Origin of the sequence: Streptomyces sp. UH6 (assembly GCF_013421635.1) — a bacterium.
Lineage (GTDB): Bacteria > Actinomycetota > Actinomycetes > Streptomycetales > Streptomycetaceae > Streptomyces > Streptomyces abyssomicinicus.
Genome location: NZ_JACADT010000041.1, coordinates 1 through 15,482 on the forward strand (window position 1 = coordinate 1; position 15,482 = coordinate 15,482).

General features: G+C 73.7%; 15 protein-coding genes. 12 read left to right on the top strand and 3 right to left on the bottom strand.

Translation table 11 applies throughout. The features are described from left to right. Window positions 1-487, top strand: a 487-nt coding sequence (locus HW445_RS05135; protein ID WP_180219841.1) for a TetR-like C-terminal domain-containing protein, incomplete at its 5' end; no start/stop codon positions are given. A gap of 28 nt (window positions 488-515) precedes the next feature. Here the strand turns inward: HW445_RS05135 and HW445_RS05140 are convergent. From HW445_RS05140 to ligA, 3 genes are all read right to left on the bottom strand, one after another. Beyond that, complete coding sequence (locus tag HW445_RS05140) at window positions 516-1,739, bottom strand: SfnB family sulfur acquisition oxidoreductase (RefSeq protein WP_180219842.1); 1,224 nt, start codon at window positions 1,737-1,739, stop codon at window positions 516-518. Window positions 1,740-2,365: 626 nt separating this feature from the next. Beyond that, window positions 2,366-3,229: a DUF1963 domain-containing protein gene (locus tag HW445_RS05145; protein ID WP_180219843.1), complete on the bottom strand. Its 864-nt coding sequence runs from the start codon at window positions 3,227-3,229 to the stop codon at window positions 2,366-2,368. Between the two features lie 76 nt (window positions 3,230-3,305). Next, window positions 3,306-5,393, bottom strand: coding sequence for an NAD-dependent DNA ligase LigA (gene ligA, locus HW445_RS05150; protein ID WP_180219844.1), 2,088 nt, complete (start codon window positions 5,391-5,393; stop codon window positions 3,306-3,308). 104 nt (window positions 5,394-5,497) lie between these two features. Between ligA and HW445_RS05155 the strand changes: the two genes are divergently transcribed. The 11 genes from HW445_RS05155 to HW445_RS05205 all read left to right on the top strand — a co-directional run. Next, window positions 5,498-6,613: a DNA glycosylase AlkZ-like family protein gene (locus HW445_RS05155; protein ID WP_180219845.1), complete on the top strand. Its 1,116-nt coding sequence runs from the start codon at window positions 5,498-5,500 to the stop codon at window positions 6,611-6,613. A gap of 374 nt (window positions 6,614-6,987) precedes the next feature. Further along, the gene (locus tag HW445_RS05160; protein ID WP_164540988.1) at window positions 6,988-7,146 is read left to right on the top strand and encodes a hypothetical protein; all 159 of its coding nucleotides are present in this window, start codon (window positions 6,988-6,990) and stop codon (window positions 7,144-7,146) included. A 101-nt stretch (window positions 7,147-7,247) separates the two neighbouring features. Continuing rightward, window positions 7,248-8,438, top strand: coding sequence for a spermidine synthase (locus HW445_RS05165; RefSeq protein WP_180219846.1), 1,191 nt, complete (start codon window positions 7,248-7,250; stop codon window positions 8,436-8,438). Then, on the top strand, window positions 8,435-9,727 hold the full coding sequence (locus HW445_RS05170) for an MFS transporter (RefSeq protein WP_180219847.1): 1,293 nt from the start codon (window positions 8,435-8,437) through the stop codon (window positions 9,725-9,727). The genes HW445_RS05165 and HW445_RS05170 overlap by 4 nt, the downstream gene beginning before the upstream one ends. Beyond that, window positions 9,699-10,322, top strand: a complete 624-nt coding sequence (locus tag HW445_RS05175; RefSeq protein WP_180219848.1) for a DUF6445 family protein — start codon at window positions 9,699-9,701, stop codon at window positions 10,320-10,322. Before HW445_RS05170 ends, HW445_RS05175 begins: the two co-directional genes overlap by 29 nt. Next, window positions 10,322-10,987, top strand: coding sequence for a DUF6445 family protein (locus tag HW445_RS05180; protein WP_180219849.1), 666 nt, complete (start codon window positions 10,322-10,324; stop codon window positions 10,985-10,987). The genes HW445_RS05175 and HW445_RS05180 overlap by 1 nt, the downstream gene beginning before the upstream one ends. Next, complete coding sequence (locus HW445_RS05185; RefSeq protein ID WP_180219850.1) at window positions 10,984-11,670, top strand: DUF6445 family protein; 687 nt, start codon at window positions 10,984-10,986, stop codon at window positions 11,668-11,670. Before HW445_RS05180 ends, HW445_RS05185 begins: the two co-directional genes overlap by 4 nt. After that, window positions 11,663-12,349: a pentapeptide repeat-containing protein gene (locus HW445_RS05190; protein WP_257230851.1), complete on the top strand. Its 687-nt coding sequence runs from the start codon at window positions 11,663-11,665 to the stop codon at window positions 12,347-12,349. Before HW445_RS05185 ends, HW445_RS05190 begins: the two co-directional genes overlap by 8 nt. Before the next feature lie 13 nt (window positions 12,350-12,362). Then, window positions 12,363-14,273, top strand: coding sequence for a RiPP maturation radical SAM C-methyltransferase (locus HW445_RS05195; RefSeq protein ID WP_180219851.1), 1,911 nt, complete (start codon window positions 12,363-12,365; stop codon window positions 14,271-14,273). Continuing rightward, window positions 14,266-14,853 carry a DUF5825 family protein gene (locus HW445_RS05200; protein ID WP_180219852.1) on the top strand — a complete coding sequence of 196 codons (588 nt, stop codon included), beginning with the start codon at window positions 14,266-14,268 and terminating at the stop codon, window positions 14,851-14,853. The genes HW445_RS05195 and HW445_RS05200 overlap by 8 nt, the downstream gene beginning before the upstream one ends. Before the next feature lie 3 nt (window positions 14,854-14,856). Further along, on the top strand, window positions 14,857-15,482 hold a 626-nt coding region (locus tag HW445_RS05205), incomplete at its 3' end, for a pitrilysin family protein (RefSeq protein WP_180219853.1).

Sequence of the window (15,482 nt, forward strand, 5' to 3'; positions counted from 1 at the left end):
GCTCACGTTCGACCGGGTGGCGAAGGAGGCGGGGGCGAGCCGGACCACCCTCCACAAGTGGTGGCCCTCGCCCGGCGCGCTCGCGGCGGAGGCGTACTTCGCCCGCAGCCGCCCGGTGCTCGACTTCCCCGACACCGGTGACCTGCGCGCCGACCTGGTCACCCAGCTCCGCGCCTTCGTCCACTGGCTGAAGGACGAGGGCGCGGAGCGGCCGGTGACGGAACTCGTCGGCGCCGCCCAGACCGACCCGGACGTGGCCAGGGCGTGGTCGGAGAACTACGCGCGGCCCCGCCGCGAGCTGGCGCGCGAGCGGCTGCGCGCCGCCCAGCGGCAGGGCCTGCTGCGTGCGGACGCCGACCTGGACATCGTCGTGGACCAGTTGTGGGGCGCCTGCTACCACCGGCTGCTCGTGCTCAGGACGCCCTTCGACGCGTCCCTCGTCCCCCGTCTGGTCGACCAGGCGCTGCGCGGAGCGGCGCCCCGCTGAGGGCGGCGGCCTCGGGCCGGGGGTGGTGTCAGAGCAGACCGTGCCGGGGCGGACGGGTGCTGTGCAGCGTCTGACGGCCGATGTGCTGGAGCTTCCAGCGGGCGGGGTCGTGCAGGGTGTGGGTCCGGGCGTCCCGCCAGTACCGGTCGAGGCCGAGGGTGCCGAGGGCGGACCGGGTGCCGGACACCTCGAACAGGGCGCTGGCGACCTCCACCGCCGCCCGCCCGGCGGTGACCTTGGCGGCCGCCACGGCGAGCGAGGCCTCCGCCGCGCTGTCGTCGGTCAGGTCCGCGCGGGCCGCGTCCACCGCCCGCGCCGCGGCGCGGAGCAGCGCCTCGGCGGCCCGGACGTGGACGGTGAGTTCCCCGAAGCGCTGGATCAGCAGCGGGTCGTCGAAGGCCTCCGGATAGCCGGCCTCCACGCCCTCGAACCAGGGGCGGCTCTTGGTCCGGACGAAGGCGACCGCCTCGGCGAGCGCGCCGTCCGCGATGCCCGCGTCGATCGCCGCGTGCAGCAACTGGGCGACCGCGCCGTGCAGTTGCGGCCCCTCGAAGGTGAGGTGATGGGGCACGACGCGGTCGGCGGGCACCGGCACCCCCTCCAGCCGGACGGTGCCGCTGGCCGTGGTGCGCTGCCCCAGTCCGTCCCAGTCGTCGACGACGGTCAGCCCCTCGGCGTCCCGCGGCACGTAGGCGACGTGCAGGTTGCCGTCCGCCGCACGGGCGAGCACGGGGATCCAGTCGGCGAACAGCGCTCCGGTGCAGTAGTGCTTGACGCCGGTCAGCAGGTACGAGCCGTCACCGGACGGAGCGGGGTCCAGCCGGGTGCGGATGTCCTGGACGTGCCGGGTGCCCGCCTCGGACTGGGCGTTCCCCAGGCGCCTGCCGGCGAGGATCTCGCCGAAGAAGAACTTCTGCTGCTCCGGCGTGCCCACGCGGCGCAGGACGTTCACGTAGACGAAGTGGCTCTGCGGGATCTGCGCCAGGCTGGCGTCGGCGGAGGCGAGCAGGCGGAAGACCTCGGCGAGGGTCTCCTGCCGGACGTCCGCCCCGCCGGACTCCGCCGGCACGGTGACCGCCAGCAGTCCGGAGGCGGACAGCTCGTCCAGTTCCCGTTCGGGCAGCAGGCGTTCGGCGTCCCGGCGGGCGGCGTCGTGCCGGAAGCGTTCGGCCAGCTCCGCGGCGACGGCGAGGGCCTCGGCGTCGTCGGCGATCACGTGGGCGGGCGGGGACAGGGAGGGAGCGGTTGCCATGGTGGCTGCTTTCGTCGGGAGTCTCGGAGGATGGAGGACGACGTGCCCGGCGCGGCTCCGGCGACCCGCCACCTCCCCGTCCTCCCGTTCCGCCGGCCCCCACCGTTCCGCCGGTCCGTCGTTCCTACGGCGGAGCCCCGCCCGGGGGGCGAGGGGTTCCGTCGCGAGGAGGAACGACCTGCCCGGTGGGGGGGGTGGTGGGGCGCGGGGCGGCGTTCGGGACCCGGGGCACAGGGGCCGACCCGCCACCCGTGGGCCCGGCGGGGGCTTCGGCAGCCGTGGACCGGCACGGTCCGGTGAGGCGCGGAGCGCCGGGCGGCGCGAGGGCGCCCTGGAGCGGACGCGCGGGGCCGGAGTCCTCCGGTCGTCAGGCCGTACGACAGAGCGCCGCCGCGACCCGGACCAGGTCGACACAGCGGCGGGAGGTGAGCGTCCGGCGCAACATGGCTCGATGCAAGCAGAACGCCCCGGCAGCGTCAACAGCCCCTCCAACAGGCGGGATCGACGCCCTCAGGACCACCGGCCCCGGCACCGCGCGGCAGGGCGATGATCGCTTGGATGGAGGCCGGCAAGGGCTTGAGTGCCGAGGTGGCCAGGAGCGCCGCCCGCCCCACCGTTCCAGCTGGTCACGGGGCCTGGAAATGGGTCACGGTCAGCGCCGTGTCCCACCGGGCCGCGGCCAGGTCGTCGAGGCGGATCATGAATTTCGTGTAGTGCTCCGCGTAGGTCCGGGCCTCCTGGGCGAGCGGTATCCATTCGCTCGCCAGCCGGAGCGCGTCCTCGTCCGCGTAGGAGAGCCACTCCCCGTTCGCGAGGGTCTTCGCCAGGACGCTGCCGACCGTCACCTCGTCGTCGGCGTACCCGCCGATGACGAGGTGGGCGCCGGACGGCCAGAGGTCATGGGCCAGGGACCGGAGTTCGTCCAGGTGCGGCAGTTCACGCTCCATGTACCGGGACAGCTTCTGCTGGAAGGGGGACATGTCCTCCCATTCGAGGTCCTCCCAGAACTCGTGCCAGTCCTCGTCGCCTTCCTCGAGCCACAGGGGCAGATCGGCCCTGAGCTCGGCGCGGACGTCGATCCGCTCGCCGACGCGCACGGAGCCGGGGGGTTCCGCGACCGCGGTCGCGGTGCCGTCCGGTACGTGCACGACACGCGCGTACTGCCCCGGATCGGCCCGCCCGTCGCCGAAGTCCCTCTCCTGGTGGACGAAGAAGAGCAGTGTCCCGTCCGCCGGCAGGTCGAAGCCGTCGACCCTCGGCAGCGCCCCGCAGTCGACGGAAAGGAGCAACGGCAACGGAACGTCCCCGGCGGTCGGCCACTCCATGCCCACCGGCAGCCGGGGCAGGCCGCCGATGTGCCCGACCGGAGGACCGTCGCCGCCCCCGGACATGCCGATCGCCAGACGAAGGTGCCGGCTGAACCTGCTGATTTCCTCGTCCGGAACGCCCAGCTCGAGGGCCGCCCGACGAAACTCTCCCTGATGATCCATGCCCGGGAAGATATGCCCTTTCCCACCTGGCCGCGCCTTCGGGGCGCAACCCCCGTGCACCATGCGGACCCTGGGGTCAGACGGCCCCGCCGAGCTGGTCCGCCAGGAGTTCCGCGAACTCCTCGGGGGTGAGGACCCGCACGCCGAGCTGCTCCGCCTTGGCGGCCTTGCCGCTGAGCTTGCCGCCCGCGGCGGGCGCGGCGACGAGGTAGGCGGTCGCGGCGGTGACGCTGTCGCTCGCCTTTCCGCCCGCCCGCCCGATCAGGTCCTTCACGCCGGTGCGGCTGAGGTCGGCGAGCGGGCCGGTCATCCTCCCGGTGACGACGACCTTCATCGGACGGCCGTCCTCGCCGACCAGCGGGCCCTCCCCGGCGCTCTCGTCGACCGGTTCGGTCATGGTGGCCCCGGCGGCGATCATCTTGTCGATGACGGGGGCGAGTTCGGCGAAGGCGGCGACGATGCCCGGCGCCTTCTCCGCGCCGATGCCCTCGACCTCCCGCATCGCCTCCGCGTCCGCCGCCCGGATCGCGTCCATCGAGCGGAAGTGCGCGGCGATCCGCTGCGACAGACGCCGCCCGGTGTTGCGGATGCCGAGCGCGCACACCTGCCGGCTGAGCGGCCTCGCCCGGGCGGCCTCGATCTGCGCGAGGAGGCTCGCGCCCCGCTTCGCGCTCCCGGCCGCCTCGGACAGCGTCTCCAGGCCGAGGGTGTACAGATCGGCGATGTCGGTGACGGCGCCCGAGGCGACCAGCGCGTTCACGTACGTGGTGCCCAGGCCGTCGATGTCGAGGCAGTCGCGCTGCGCCGCGTAGGCGATCAGCGCGGGCAGACGGCAGGCGGCGCCCTTGACGCACCGCCATCTCTCCTGGCTCTTGTCGATCCCGCCGCCGCAGTGGGGGCACGCCTCCGGGAGCGGCACCTCGACCGCGTCCGCCGGACGCAGTCCCACGACGGCGGACTGCACCCGGGGGATGATGTCTCCGGCCTTGTACACGGTGACCGTGTCGCCGAGGTGGAGGTCGCGGCGGCGTATGTCGGCCGGGTTGTGCAGCGTGGCGTACTCGACGACGCTGCCGTCGATCTCCACCGGCTCCAGCCGCGCGCGCGGGGCGAGCACGCCGGTGCGGCCCACGTTCCACTCCACCTCCAGCAGCCTGGTGGTGCGCTCCACCGCGGCCAGCTTGTACGCGACCGCCCAGTGCGGGAAGCGGGACCCGTACCCCGCCGCCCGCTGATCCTCCGCGGCGTCCGCCTTCACGACGACGCCGTCGATGCCGAACGGCAGACCGGGCCGCATCGCCTGGATCTCCTCGACGCGCGCCTGCACCTCCTCGATCGTCCGCACGAACCGCACCGCCGCCGGGTTGTCGCGGGTGGTGCGCACCCCGGCCTCCGAGAGCGCGGTCAGCACCTGGGAGTGCGACGCGTCCGCCGGCAGGAAGGACCCGCCGTCGAGGGCGACCGCGCCGTACGCCCAGAACGTCATCGCCAGCCGGTACGGCCGGTCCTTGGCGCGCAGGGTGCCGGCGGCGCCGTTGCGGGGGTTGGAGAACACCTTGGCGCCGTGCTCGGCGCGGATCTCGTTGGCCCGCTCGAACTGCGCCTGGGTGAAGAGGACTTCGCCGCGCACCTCGACCGTCACCGGAACGTCGAGCCGCTCCGGGAGTCCTTCCACGGTGCCGATCACATGGCTGACGTCCTCCCCGGACCGCCCGTCGCCGCGGGTGACGACCCGCTCCAGCCGCCCGTCGCGGTAGCGGGCGGCGATCGCCGCGCCGTCCAGTTTGGGCTCCACGGTGAAACCGCCCCCGACCGGGCGGCCCAGACGCCGCTGCAGGCTCTCGCCCCAGGCGGCCAGCTGCCCGGCGGAGAAGACGTTGTCCAGCGACAGCATCGGCACGGTGTGCGCGACGTCACCGGCCGGCGCGGCGCCCGCCGCGACCTGACGGGTGGGTGAGTCGGCCGCCACCTCGCCGGGGTGCGCCTGCTCGTAGGCGGCTATCGCGAGCAGTTCCCGGTCGTACGTCGCGTCGTCCATCACGCTCTCGGTGGCGATGTCGCCGTCGCCGCCGTAGTAGGCCCGGGCGGCCGCGCGCACCCGGGCGATCGCGGCCGTGTAGCGGGCAGGGGTCGTCAGCGCCTCGACGGCGGGAGAAGTCGTCATGGGGACCACTCTTCCGCAGGGGTACGACAATCCGGAGCGGACCGTTCCGCCGTCGCCCGGGGCAGGATGTACTCCGTACACGACCCGGACCGAGGAGCCACCGCGTGAAGCTCACCCAGGAGCAGGTGTTCGCCTGGCGGCTGCGGAGGCAGAGCCTCGCGCCGCGGACCACGGCGTCGGTCGCCGAGATCGTCGGACGGCTCGCCGGGGTGCAGGCCCAGGTCGCGTCGTCGGCGGAGCTGGCGATCACCACCCGGCAGCTCCGCCCGGCCGCGGGAGCCGTGGAGAAGGCGCTGGACGGCGGGGAGGTCGTCAGGACCTGGGCCATGCGCGGCACCCTCCACCTGCTGACGTCCGGCCACCTGGCGGCGTACCTGTCGCTGATGGCCGCGGCGCGGACCTGGGAGAAGCCGTCCTGGCAGCGCGCCTTCGGAGTGACGCCGGCCCAGATGACGGCCCTGGGCGAGGCCGTGGACGAGGTGCTGGACGGGCGGACGATGACCCGCCAGGAGCTGACGGCCGCCCTGGTCGCCCGCCCCGGCTTCGCCGGACTCGAGGAGCAGCTGACCTCCGGCTGGGGCGCGGTGCTCAAGCCGCTCGCCTGGACGGGGAGGCTCTGCCACGGGCCGAGCCAGGGGAACCGGATCACCTTCACCTCCCCGCGCGCACGGGTCCCGGGCTGGACCGGCGTACCGGAACCGGAGGAGGCCGCCCGGACCGCCGTCCCCGCCTACCTGGGCGCCCACGGGCCGGCGACCCCGGAGGCCTTCGACGCCTGGCTGACCCGCGGTTCCTCCCGCAAGGCGGCGCTGCGCGGCTGGTTCGCCTCGCTGGGCGAGGAGCTGGCGCGGGTGGAGGTCGACGGCACGACGTGCTGGGCGCGGGCGGAGGACCTGGACGCGCTGGCCGCCGCCCGGCCCTCGCGGGAGGTGCGGCTGCTGCCCGGCTTCGACCAGTACCTCCTGGGGGCCGGCACCTCCGACACCCGGATCCTGAGCGCGGAGCGCCGCAAGGCCGTGAGTCGCGCCGCCGGCTGGATCTCCCCCGTGGTCGTGCACCGGGGACGCGTGGTGGGGGTCTGGGAGTTCGCGGACGGCACGGTCGACGTCCAGTTGTTCGGCGAGTGCCCGCAGGCGCCCCGGAAGGCGCTGGAGGCGGAGGCCGCGCACCTGGCCGCCTGCACCGGCCGGGCGGCGGCGCTGTCGGTCCGCACGGTCTGACCACGCGTCTCCACGGACCGGCCGCGCACCTCTCCACGGCCGGACCACGCGCCCTCTCCACGGCCGGACCACGCACCGCTGCACGGCCGGACCGCGTACCCCCGCACGAAACGGACCTCTCGCCTCCGGCACACCGTGCCCGCGGCGACGGTTCCGGCGCGTCCCCCCGGACGCCCGGTCGATGACGCGCGGGTACCCCGGAAGTTAAGACTCCTGTTCCCCCTGTCCGGACCCTTGATCCTCCTGTGACCACTGGGACAGAATCGCCGCCAGCCGGCGACAGGCCCACAACCGCACCGCCGTGCGTGGCCGTTGACGTGCCGTCGATGCCGGACCAGCAGGGACGCCTGTCCCGTTGCCCGATTGGAGAGCACATGGCTGAGCAGACGCAGCACGAAGAGCCCCTGTTCGAGGAGTTCGACCACGCGGTGTACGCCCGCTGTTCGAACAACAACATGCCGATGTTCGCGACCTTCGTCCCGCTCAGCGAGAACGAGCAGGCCGTGGTCGACGAGGCGCTCGCGCTCTCGTAACCCGCCCGCTCACGCGACTCGGTCGCTTTCCGCTGGTGCGGGACCGCGGTCCCGCACCAGTGGTCCCGGAGCCCGGTGCCACGAACCGATCTAGGAGTGGGATGTACAGCACCACCCCCCTGCTGTTGAGCACCTCGGCGACGCTCCTCTCGGGCGACCGGGTCTTCGTGGGGAACCAGCCCGACGACTTCGCGATCGGCCCGCTGGCCGGTCCGGCGGACAGGATCTGTGTCCTGGGGCTCGGCTACGGGGGGTCGCTGCGGCCGCTGCGGGCGACGGCGCCCGGGAGCAGCATCACCGCCGTGGATCTCGACCCGGACATGGCGGGCGTCACCGGCGCGCTCTTCCGGCAGCACTTCCCCGCCGTGGGGTTCGACGCGGTGGTGGCCGACGCGGCCGCCTTCCTCGACGGGTCCGACCTCTACGACCTCGTCGTCATCGACGTGTACGCGGGTGAGTCCTACCCCGCGTTCATCCTCCGGGAGCCGTTCTGGCAGCGGGTGCGGCGGGCTCTGGCTCCCGGCGGGACCGCCCTGCTCAACGCCTGGGGGCTGCCCGCCCATCTGGAACCGCTGCTCCCGCCCTCTCCCCAGCACCGGCTGGCCTCCCTGCTGGCCCCGCTGTGGCCGGACGCCCGCTACCTGTCGTGCCGCCGCAACATGACGGTCGTCCTCCGCGACGCCTCCGACGCCGCGCCGCACCGGACGGCCGCCCCCTCCCCGTCCCTCTCCCCGTCCGCCTCCGCCTCCGCCGACGCGCTGACGCCCGTCGACCGGGCCGTGACGGCGTTGCAGCGGCTCCGGCTGGCGCACGCGGAGGAGTTCCGCGTGCCCGCCGGTTCCCCCGCGCCGACCGGTACGGAGGACGTCCCCGTCACCCCCGAGCAGCTGGACGCGGAGATGGCCCGCCGCTGGCCCGCCATGCTGGCCGAGGTCCGCACGCACGCCGAGGCGGTCGGCGCGGACACCTCGGTGATCGGGACGCGCGAGTTCTACACGCGCCCGGACGTGGCGGTGCCGGTCACCCTGGAACTCGCCCGGCGCGGCCGTCCGGCGGCCGCCCTGCTGCCCAACGTGGCCGCTTCGCTCACCTTCGCCGGGGACACCTCGCTCGGCTGGTTCGGGGAGTGGGTGGCGAACGAGGCGGAGTCGCTGGCCGCGGAGCACCCCGACTGGCTGGTGCGTACGGCGCTCCCGCAGGCACTGTGCATGGCCGCCAACCCGCTGGTCCCGGCCTGGTCCTGGACGGATCCGCTGCTGAAGCGCGTCGCCTCGGTGACGGCGGGCTCATGAGCGGGGCGTCCACCGCCCCGAGGACGCCGCTGCCGTCGAGGTTCTGGATCTTCTGGTCCTGTCTGACGGCCGGCAGCGCGGCGGACGGCATGACGCTGATCGCGCTGACCTGGGCGGCGTCCACCGTGACGGACAGCGCCCTGGCCATCTCCCTGGTCGCCATGGCGGAGCGGCTGCCCTGGCTGCTGTTCGCCCTCCCCATGGGGGCCGTCGTCGACCGTCTGCCCCGGATCGCGCTGATGGCGGCGGCGGGGGCGGCCCGTGCCGTCGCGATGCTGGCGCTGGGCGGTCTGCTCCTGACGTCGGACGTCTCCATAGGCCTCTTGGTGGCCTTCGCCCTGTTCTTCGGGACGACCGAGGTCGCCTACGGCATCGCCGCCGACACCGCGGTCCCGCTGCTCGCCGCGGGCGGCGTGGCCCAGGCCAACGGCCATGTCCGGGCCAGTCAGATCCTCTCCAACGACTTCGTCGGCCGTCCCCTCGGCGGGCTCCTCCTCAAGGCCGGACTGGCGGTGCCCTTCCTCGGCAACGCCCTGCTCAACGGGGCGTCGGCGGGGCTCCTCCTGGCGCTGCGCCGCCGGATCGAGGACCCGTCGCCGCGGTCCGCCCGGGACGGCTCGGTCGGGGCGCAGGCGCTCCACGGTCTGCGCCTCGTCCGGCGCGATCCGCTGCTGCGTCTCCTCGCGGGCAGCGCGGCGGTGCTGAACACCTTGTACGCGGCGATGCTGGCGGGGCAGGTGCTCTTCGTCCGCGAATCCCTCGGCCTCGGTTCCCTCGGGTACGCCCTGCTGCTCTCGGCGGCGGCGGTGGGCGGCGTGGCCGGCAGCCAGTACGCGCGCCGCCTGCTGGACCGGCTGGGCGCCGCCCGCTCCCTGCTGACGGCCCTGCTGACCATGGCGCTGTGCTTCCTCGGCGTCGGGTTCCTGCCCACCGCGCCGGTGGTGGTCGTGCTCTACGCGACGGCCTCCGCGGCCGTGGCGTTCTGGAGCGTCAGCACCCTGACCCTGCGCCAGCTGGCCGTCGGGTCGCACGTGCTGGGCCGGGTCAACGCGACCTTCCGCATGGTGACGTTCGGGATGAGCGTGGTCGGCATGCTCCTCGGCGGCGTCCTCGTGGAGGCGGCCACCGGGCCGCTGGGCGCCGAGCAGGCCCTGCGGGTCCCCTACTGGCTGGCCGGCGCGCTGTACCTGCTGCTCCTCGTCTTCCTGAAGCCCCGGCTCACCGCGGCCGGTTCCGACGTACGAGAGGAAGGAGAACCCGATGGACAAGACGCTCCAAGTGGTCGATGACTTCTACGCCGACCCGGACCGGGTGCGCGCCCTGGCCCTGGAGAAGGGCCGTTGGTCACCGCAGAAGACCGACGAGGGCCGGACCTACGACGCGGAGACCTACAACTCCTTCGCGGGGAGCGAGACCGCGGACGCGTTCTCGCGGATCCTCGGCATCCAGGTGCACCACGACCCGGCACGCATGGGCTTCGGGGTGTTCGCCTTCACCGGGGAGAACGCCAACGCGCCTCTCACCACGCACTTCGACGACACCGACTGGGCCGGCATCGTCTATCTGACTCCTCCCGGCCGGTGCGAGGGAGGGCTCTCCTTCTTCCGCCACCGGGAGAGCGGGCTGACCGGTCCCCCGGACGAGGCGCGGGCGAAGGAGCTCGGATACCGCGACCGCGACCACTGGATCGAGGAGGTCTACTACCCCGACAAGGTCCGGCCCGACGCCTGGGAGGAGATCTCCCGGGTGAGCATGGTCTACAACCGTCTGGTCCTGCTCAGGGGCGGTTCGCAGTTCCACCGGGCCAGTTCCGGCTTCGGCGCCGACCCGTCCGACGGACGCCTGACCCAGCGTTTCTTCTTCGACGAAGTGAGGGCCTCGTGATGCGGAGCAGACTGATCGTCGTCGACGACTTCTACGCCGACCCGGACACGGTGCGCGCCGCCGCGCTGCGTTCGGACTTCCGGAGCGCCAGCCGCTACAACTACCCCGGCTGGCAGAGCAGCAAGGCCCTGAGCACGGACGCGCTCCAGCGCGCCATCGAGCGGATCGTCGGCTCGCCGGTCCACGTGGACGGGGAACGGCTGACCTGGGGCGGCTTCCGGGTGATCACCGAGGAGACCGGGCGCGGCACCAAGGTGCACGCCGACACCGCCGTCGACTGGGCGGGCATGGTCTACCTCACCCCCGGCGCGCCCTCCTCCGCCGGGACCGGCTTCTTCCGGCACCGGGAGACGGGTCTGCGCCGGCCGCCGTCCGACCGGATGGCCCGCTCCCTCGGCTTCGCCGACGCCGACGCGTTCGAGGAGGGCGTCGCCCGGCGTGACATGGCGGACCTCGGCAAGTGGGAACTGCTCGACTGGGTGGCGCCGGTGTACAACCGGCTGGTCCTCTTCCGGGGGTGCGAGTTCTACCACGCGCCGCTCGGCGGTCTGGGCGACCGGCCGGCCAACGCCCGGATCACCCACAACTTCTTCTTCAACGAGGTGCTTCCCGTCCCGTCCGCCGTGCGCAGGATGCCCGCCCGGCAGGAGGCGGTGGCCCTGTGAGCACGCCCGGCGTCACCCGCGCCCTCGACGGTGAACTCCTGATCGTCGACGGCTTCTACCAGGACCCCGACCGGGTCCGTGACCTGGCCCTCGCCGCGGAGTACCGGGACTTCGGCGAGGCGGCGAACTTCCCGGGGCTGGAGAGCGTCAAGGCCTTCGCCTCGGAGGGCCACGCCCGCAGGCTCGCGGAGATCGTCGGCGGTCCCATCCACCACGACCCGCGGCGGTGGGTCTTCGGCAAGTTCCGGGTGGCCACCCGGTCGGACAGCGGGCGCACCCGCGTGCACCTCGACTTCGTCGACTGGACGGCGGTCGTCTACCTCACCCCGCCCGAGCAGGCCAGGGGTGGACTGAGCTTCTACCGCCACCTCCCCACGGGCCTGGACAGGGTGCCCGAGGACGGGACGCTGGACGACTTCGGGTGCCGCACCAAGGAGGAGTTCGACCAGCGGTACGTGCTGCGCGACACCGGCCGGGAGGACCGGTGGGAAGCCATCCACCACGTGGACCTGGCCTACAACCGGTGCGTGATCTTCAAGGGCGGCCGCCTCTTCCACGGCATCACCGAACTGTTCGGTGACGCTCCCGGGGAAGGACGGCTGACGCAGAACTTCTTCTTCATGGACGGGGAGAGCGGCCACGGCTCCCCGGAGAGCGGGGAAAGGACCCGGACCCATGCGTAGTCTTCTGGAACTGGTGCTGGCCGAGACCGGTGAGAGCGGCGCCGACCCCGACGCGTACGCCCTCGTTCCGCTGGACGGCCGGCTCCAGGGACCCGGCGGCGCCGATCCCGTTCTCGCCTCCCCGTTCCCCGCCGCCGGCGTGACCCTGGCGCGTACCGCGGCCGAGGTGGCGGGCCCCGGCCTGGGCATGCGGTGCCTGGCGCTGGTCGTCCGGGAGGACGGCCTGCTGCGCACCGTGGCGGTGGTCGACGGATGGCTCCTGCTCCGCGGCCACGGCGCCGGGACCGATCTGCGCGGCGCCGATCTGCGTGGCGCCGACCTGACGGGCGCCCGGCTGACCGGCGCCGACCTGACCGGCGCGGATCTTTCGGGCAGCCGGCTGGAGAGCGCCGACCTGGCCCGGGCGACGCTGCGGTCGTCGGACCTCTCGGGCGCCGTCCTGCGCAGGGCCAGTCTCTTCGGCGCGGACCTCACGGAGGCCGATCTGCGCCGCACCGACCTGCGTCACTCGGACCTGCGGGAGTGCACCTGCGCCCGGGCGGCCTTCCGGGGCGCGGACCTGTGGTCCGCGTACGTGTGGGACGTGCCCTTCGACGAGGCGTTCACCGAGGGCGCGGACATCGAGCGCGCGGACTACCGGGGGACGCATCTGCCCAAGCCCGCGAACGCGCGCGTCTGAAGGGGCCGCAGAGATGACAACGGCTGAGTTCCTCGGTCTGCCCCACGTCTCCTCGCGGGGGCCGCGGCGGCCCCTGCGGGTGGCGCTGGTGTGCATGCCCTGGGCGTCGCTCGACATGCCGTCGATGGCGATCAGCACGCTGGCGCCGGTGGCGCGCGCGCTGGACTTCGTCGAGGCGGCCGACACCTTCTACGCCAACATCCGGTGGGCCGACCACGTCCACGAGCGCACCGGGGGCCGCATCGGCAGCGAGGACTACCGGCGCATCGTCGACGGCTACTACGTGGCGACCGGGGAGTGGGTCTTCTCCCCCGCCCTGTACGGCTTCGAGGAGCCGCTGGACTCGCCGTTCCACGCGGCGGCGACCGGCAGCGGCGCGGACCTGACGGCCGCCGCGGAGATGTACCGGCTCAGCTCCGGGTTCGTCGGCCGGCTCGCCGACGAACTGGTCGCCGGCGGGTACGACGTCGTCGGCATGACCAGCACATTCGACCAGAACATGCCGAGCCTGGCCCTGGCGCGCGCCCTGAAGGAGCGCTCCCCCCGGGTGGTCACCGTCATGGGCGGCGCCAACTGCGACGACGTCCAGGGCGCGGCGCTGCACCGGAACTTCAGGTGCCTGGACTACGTGGTCAGGGGTGAGGGCGAACTCGTCCTGCCCCGCCTGCTGGACCTCCTGTCGCGGTCGGACCCGGACGGCTCCCCGCCCGCGGGGGACCTCGCCGCCGTGCCGGGCCTGTGCTGGCGCGGCCCCGACGACGCGCCGGCCGTCAACGAGCAGCCGCGGGCCGTCGTGCCGATGGACTCCGTCCCCGAGGCCGACCTGAGCGGCTACTTCGACACGTTCCGGGCCGCCCGCTCGGTGGCCGGCGTGGAGCCCAAGGTCCAGATCGAGGGGGGCCGGGGGTGCTGGTGGGGCGAGAAGCACCACTGCACGTTCTGCGGTCTCAACGGCTCCCTCATGGCGTTCCGCGCCAAGTCCTCCGACCGCGTGGTGCGGGAGATCGAGAACGCGGTCCGCGCGCACCACATGCTGGACGTCGTCTTCGCCGACAACATCATGGACATGGGCTACCTCCGCGATCTGCTGCCGCGGCTCGCGGAGAAGCCGTGGGACCTGCGGCTGTTCTTCGAGATCAAGTCGAACCTCGGCATCGGGCAGCTGAAGGTCCTGGCCGAGGCCGGTGTGGCGCAGGTCCAGCCGGGCATCGAGAGCCTCAGCACCCACGTCCTGCGGCTGATGCGCAAGGGGGTGACCGGCTGGCAGAACGTGCGCCTGCTCCGCGACTGCCGCACCGTCGCCGTCTTCCCCGGCTGGAACTTCCTCTACGGGTTCCCCGGTGAGACGGAGGCCGACTACGAGGAGGTCGTCGAACAGCTGCCGGCGCTGTGGCACCTCACACCGCCGGAGGGCGTCTACCGCGCCGTCCTCACCAGGTTCAGCCCCTTCTTCGACGACCCCGGGCTCGGCCTGGAGAACCTGGGCCCCTCCGGCCTGCTCAAGAAGGTGTACAAGCTCCCCGCGGACGAGGTGGCCGACATCAGTTACGTCTTCGAGAGCCGGCCGGCGGGCATCTCCGAGTCCGTCGCCGAACGCCTGCGGGCCGCCGTGGACACCTGGCGCGCCAACCACCAGGGCCGCCGGCTCGTCGCCGTCCCCGAGGGCGGCGCCCTGCGGATCGTGGACGAGCGCACCACGTCCGCCGCCGAGGAACGGCTGGAGGACCCGCTGCTCGTGGCGGTCTTCCTCGCCACCCTCAAGGGCCGCTCGGCCGCCGGGGTCACCCGTGAGGTGACGGCTCAGGGGCACCGGACGACCGAGGAGCGGGTGACCGCGCTGCTCGAGGAGTGGCGGGCCAGACGCTGGCTCTTCCACGAGGACGGCCGCTACGTCGCTCTGCCCACGGGACTCGGCCATGAGTGAAGCCACCGTCCAAACCGCCCGGCCGTCCGGCCGCTCCACGCTCCTCGTGCCGCACTCCCCCGAGGAGCCCTGCGGCAGGGACGCCCTGGCCGCCATGGCCCGCTCGGGGATGCGCGGCCTGCTGGTCGAGCGTCCCGTCCGTCTCTCCACCACCACGGCGGCCGCCACCGCCCGCTTCCTGCACCTGCTCGTCGAGGCCGCGGGCGCGGGTCTGCGGGTGTACTGGGAGGGCGACGTCGGCGACCTTCCGCGGGCCTCGCTCCAGCACCTCGATCCGCCGCGGCACGACGGGGTCCCGGAGTGGCCCGTCCCGCGGGAGCCCCTGCTCACCCACCGGCGCGGCCCCGGCTTCCTCCTCCTGGAGGACCTGCGCGATCCGGCCGCACCGCGCCGCTGGACCGTCCCCGACCACCCCTGGGGCAGGGTGCTGCGCGCGTACGCCACGCCCACCGCGCCGGACCCCGCCGACCGGGAGGCGCTGGCCGTCCTCGAGGCGGAACGCCTCGTCCTGCGGCTCGGGGGCGGGGACGACGGCCTCTGCCTCGCGCTGCCGGTGCGCTTCGCCTACGCGAGGTCCTGAGCGATGGACCGGAAGGACGCCCCGCACGGTGCTCTGCGCACCACCCGGCTGGAGAACGGCCTCACCGTCGTCGTCCAGCGCGACGAGGTCCTGCGGGATCTGCGCGTCCACCTCCGCCACGACGTGGGATCCCGTCACGAGCGTCCGGGTGAGCACGGGCTCGCCCACTTCCTCGAGCACCTCATGTTCCGCGGCACACCGAGCCATCCGGACTTCCTGGGGACCCTCCAGCGGGCCGGCGCCCGGGACGTCAACGCGTCCACCAACCAGGACCGCACGGCGTTCACGATGACCGTCCCGCGTGAGGTGCTCCCCCGGGCGCTGGCGATGGAGGCGGACCGCACGGCGTACCTGCCCCTGGCCCTGGACCCGGCGGCGCTCGCGGAGACCCTCGCCGTCGTCCGGCGGGAGGAGGAGGAACGGTGCGGTCCGTCCGGCCGGGCCGCCGCGCTGCTCTTCGCCGAGGCGTTCCCTCCCGGTCATCCCTACCGGCACCCGTCCATGGGCGACACCGGCCTGCTGGGCCGCCTCCTCCCCGAGCAGGTGGCCGGCTTCCACCGGAGCCACTACCGGCCCGACGGGGCCACCCTGGTGGTGCTCGGGGACGTCTCCCCCCGGGCCGTGACCGA

Excerpts from the sequence above, each read along its gene's own strand:
- HW445_RS05180 (WP_180219849.1), top strand. The coding sequence starts at position 10,322 with ATGCGGAGCAGACTGATCGTCGTCGACGACTTCTACGCCGACCCGGAC.
- HW445_RS05160 (WP_164540988.1), top strand. The coding sequence starts at position 6,988 with ATGGCTGAGCAGACGCAGCACGAAGAGCCCCTGTTCGAGGAGTTCGAC.
- HW445_RS05200 (WP_180219852.1), top strand. The coding sequence starts at position 14,266 with ATGAGTGAAGCCACCGTCCAAACCGCCCGGCCGTCCGGCCGCTCCACG.
- HW445_RS05165 (WP_180219846.1), top strand. The coding sequence starts at position 7,248 with ATGTACAGCACCACCCCCCTGCTGTTGAGCACCTCGGCGACGCTCCTC.
- ligA (WP_180219844.1), bottom strand. The coding sequence starts at position 5,393 with ATGACGACTTCTCCCGCCGTCGAGGCGCTGACGACCCCTGCCCGCTAC.
- HW445_RS05145 (WP_180219843.1), bottom strand. The coding sequence starts at position 3,229 with ATGGATCATCAGGGAGAGTTTCGTCGGGCGGCCCTCGAGCTGGGCGTT.
- HW445_RS05140 (WP_180219842.1), bottom strand. The coding sequence starts at position 1,739 with ATGGCAACCGCTCCCTCCCTGTCCCCGCCCGCCCACGTGATCGCCGAC.
- HW445_RS05175 (WP_180219848.1), top strand. The coding sequence starts at position 9,699 with ATGGACAAGACGCTCCAAGTGGTCGATGACTTCTACGCCGACCCGGAC.
- HW445_RS05190 (WP_257230851.1), top strand. The coding sequence starts at position 11,663 with ATGCGTAGTCTTCTGGAACTGGTGCTGGCCGAGACCGGTGAGAGCGGC.
- HW445_RS05170 (WP_180219847.1), top strand. The coding sequence starts at position 8,435 with ATGAGCGGGGCGTCCACCGCCCCGAGGACGCCGCTGCCGTCGAGGTTC.
- HW445_RS05195 (WP_180219851.1), top strand. The coding sequence starts at position 12,363 with ATGACAACGGCTGAGTTCCTCGGTCTGCCCCACGTCTCCTCGCGGGGG.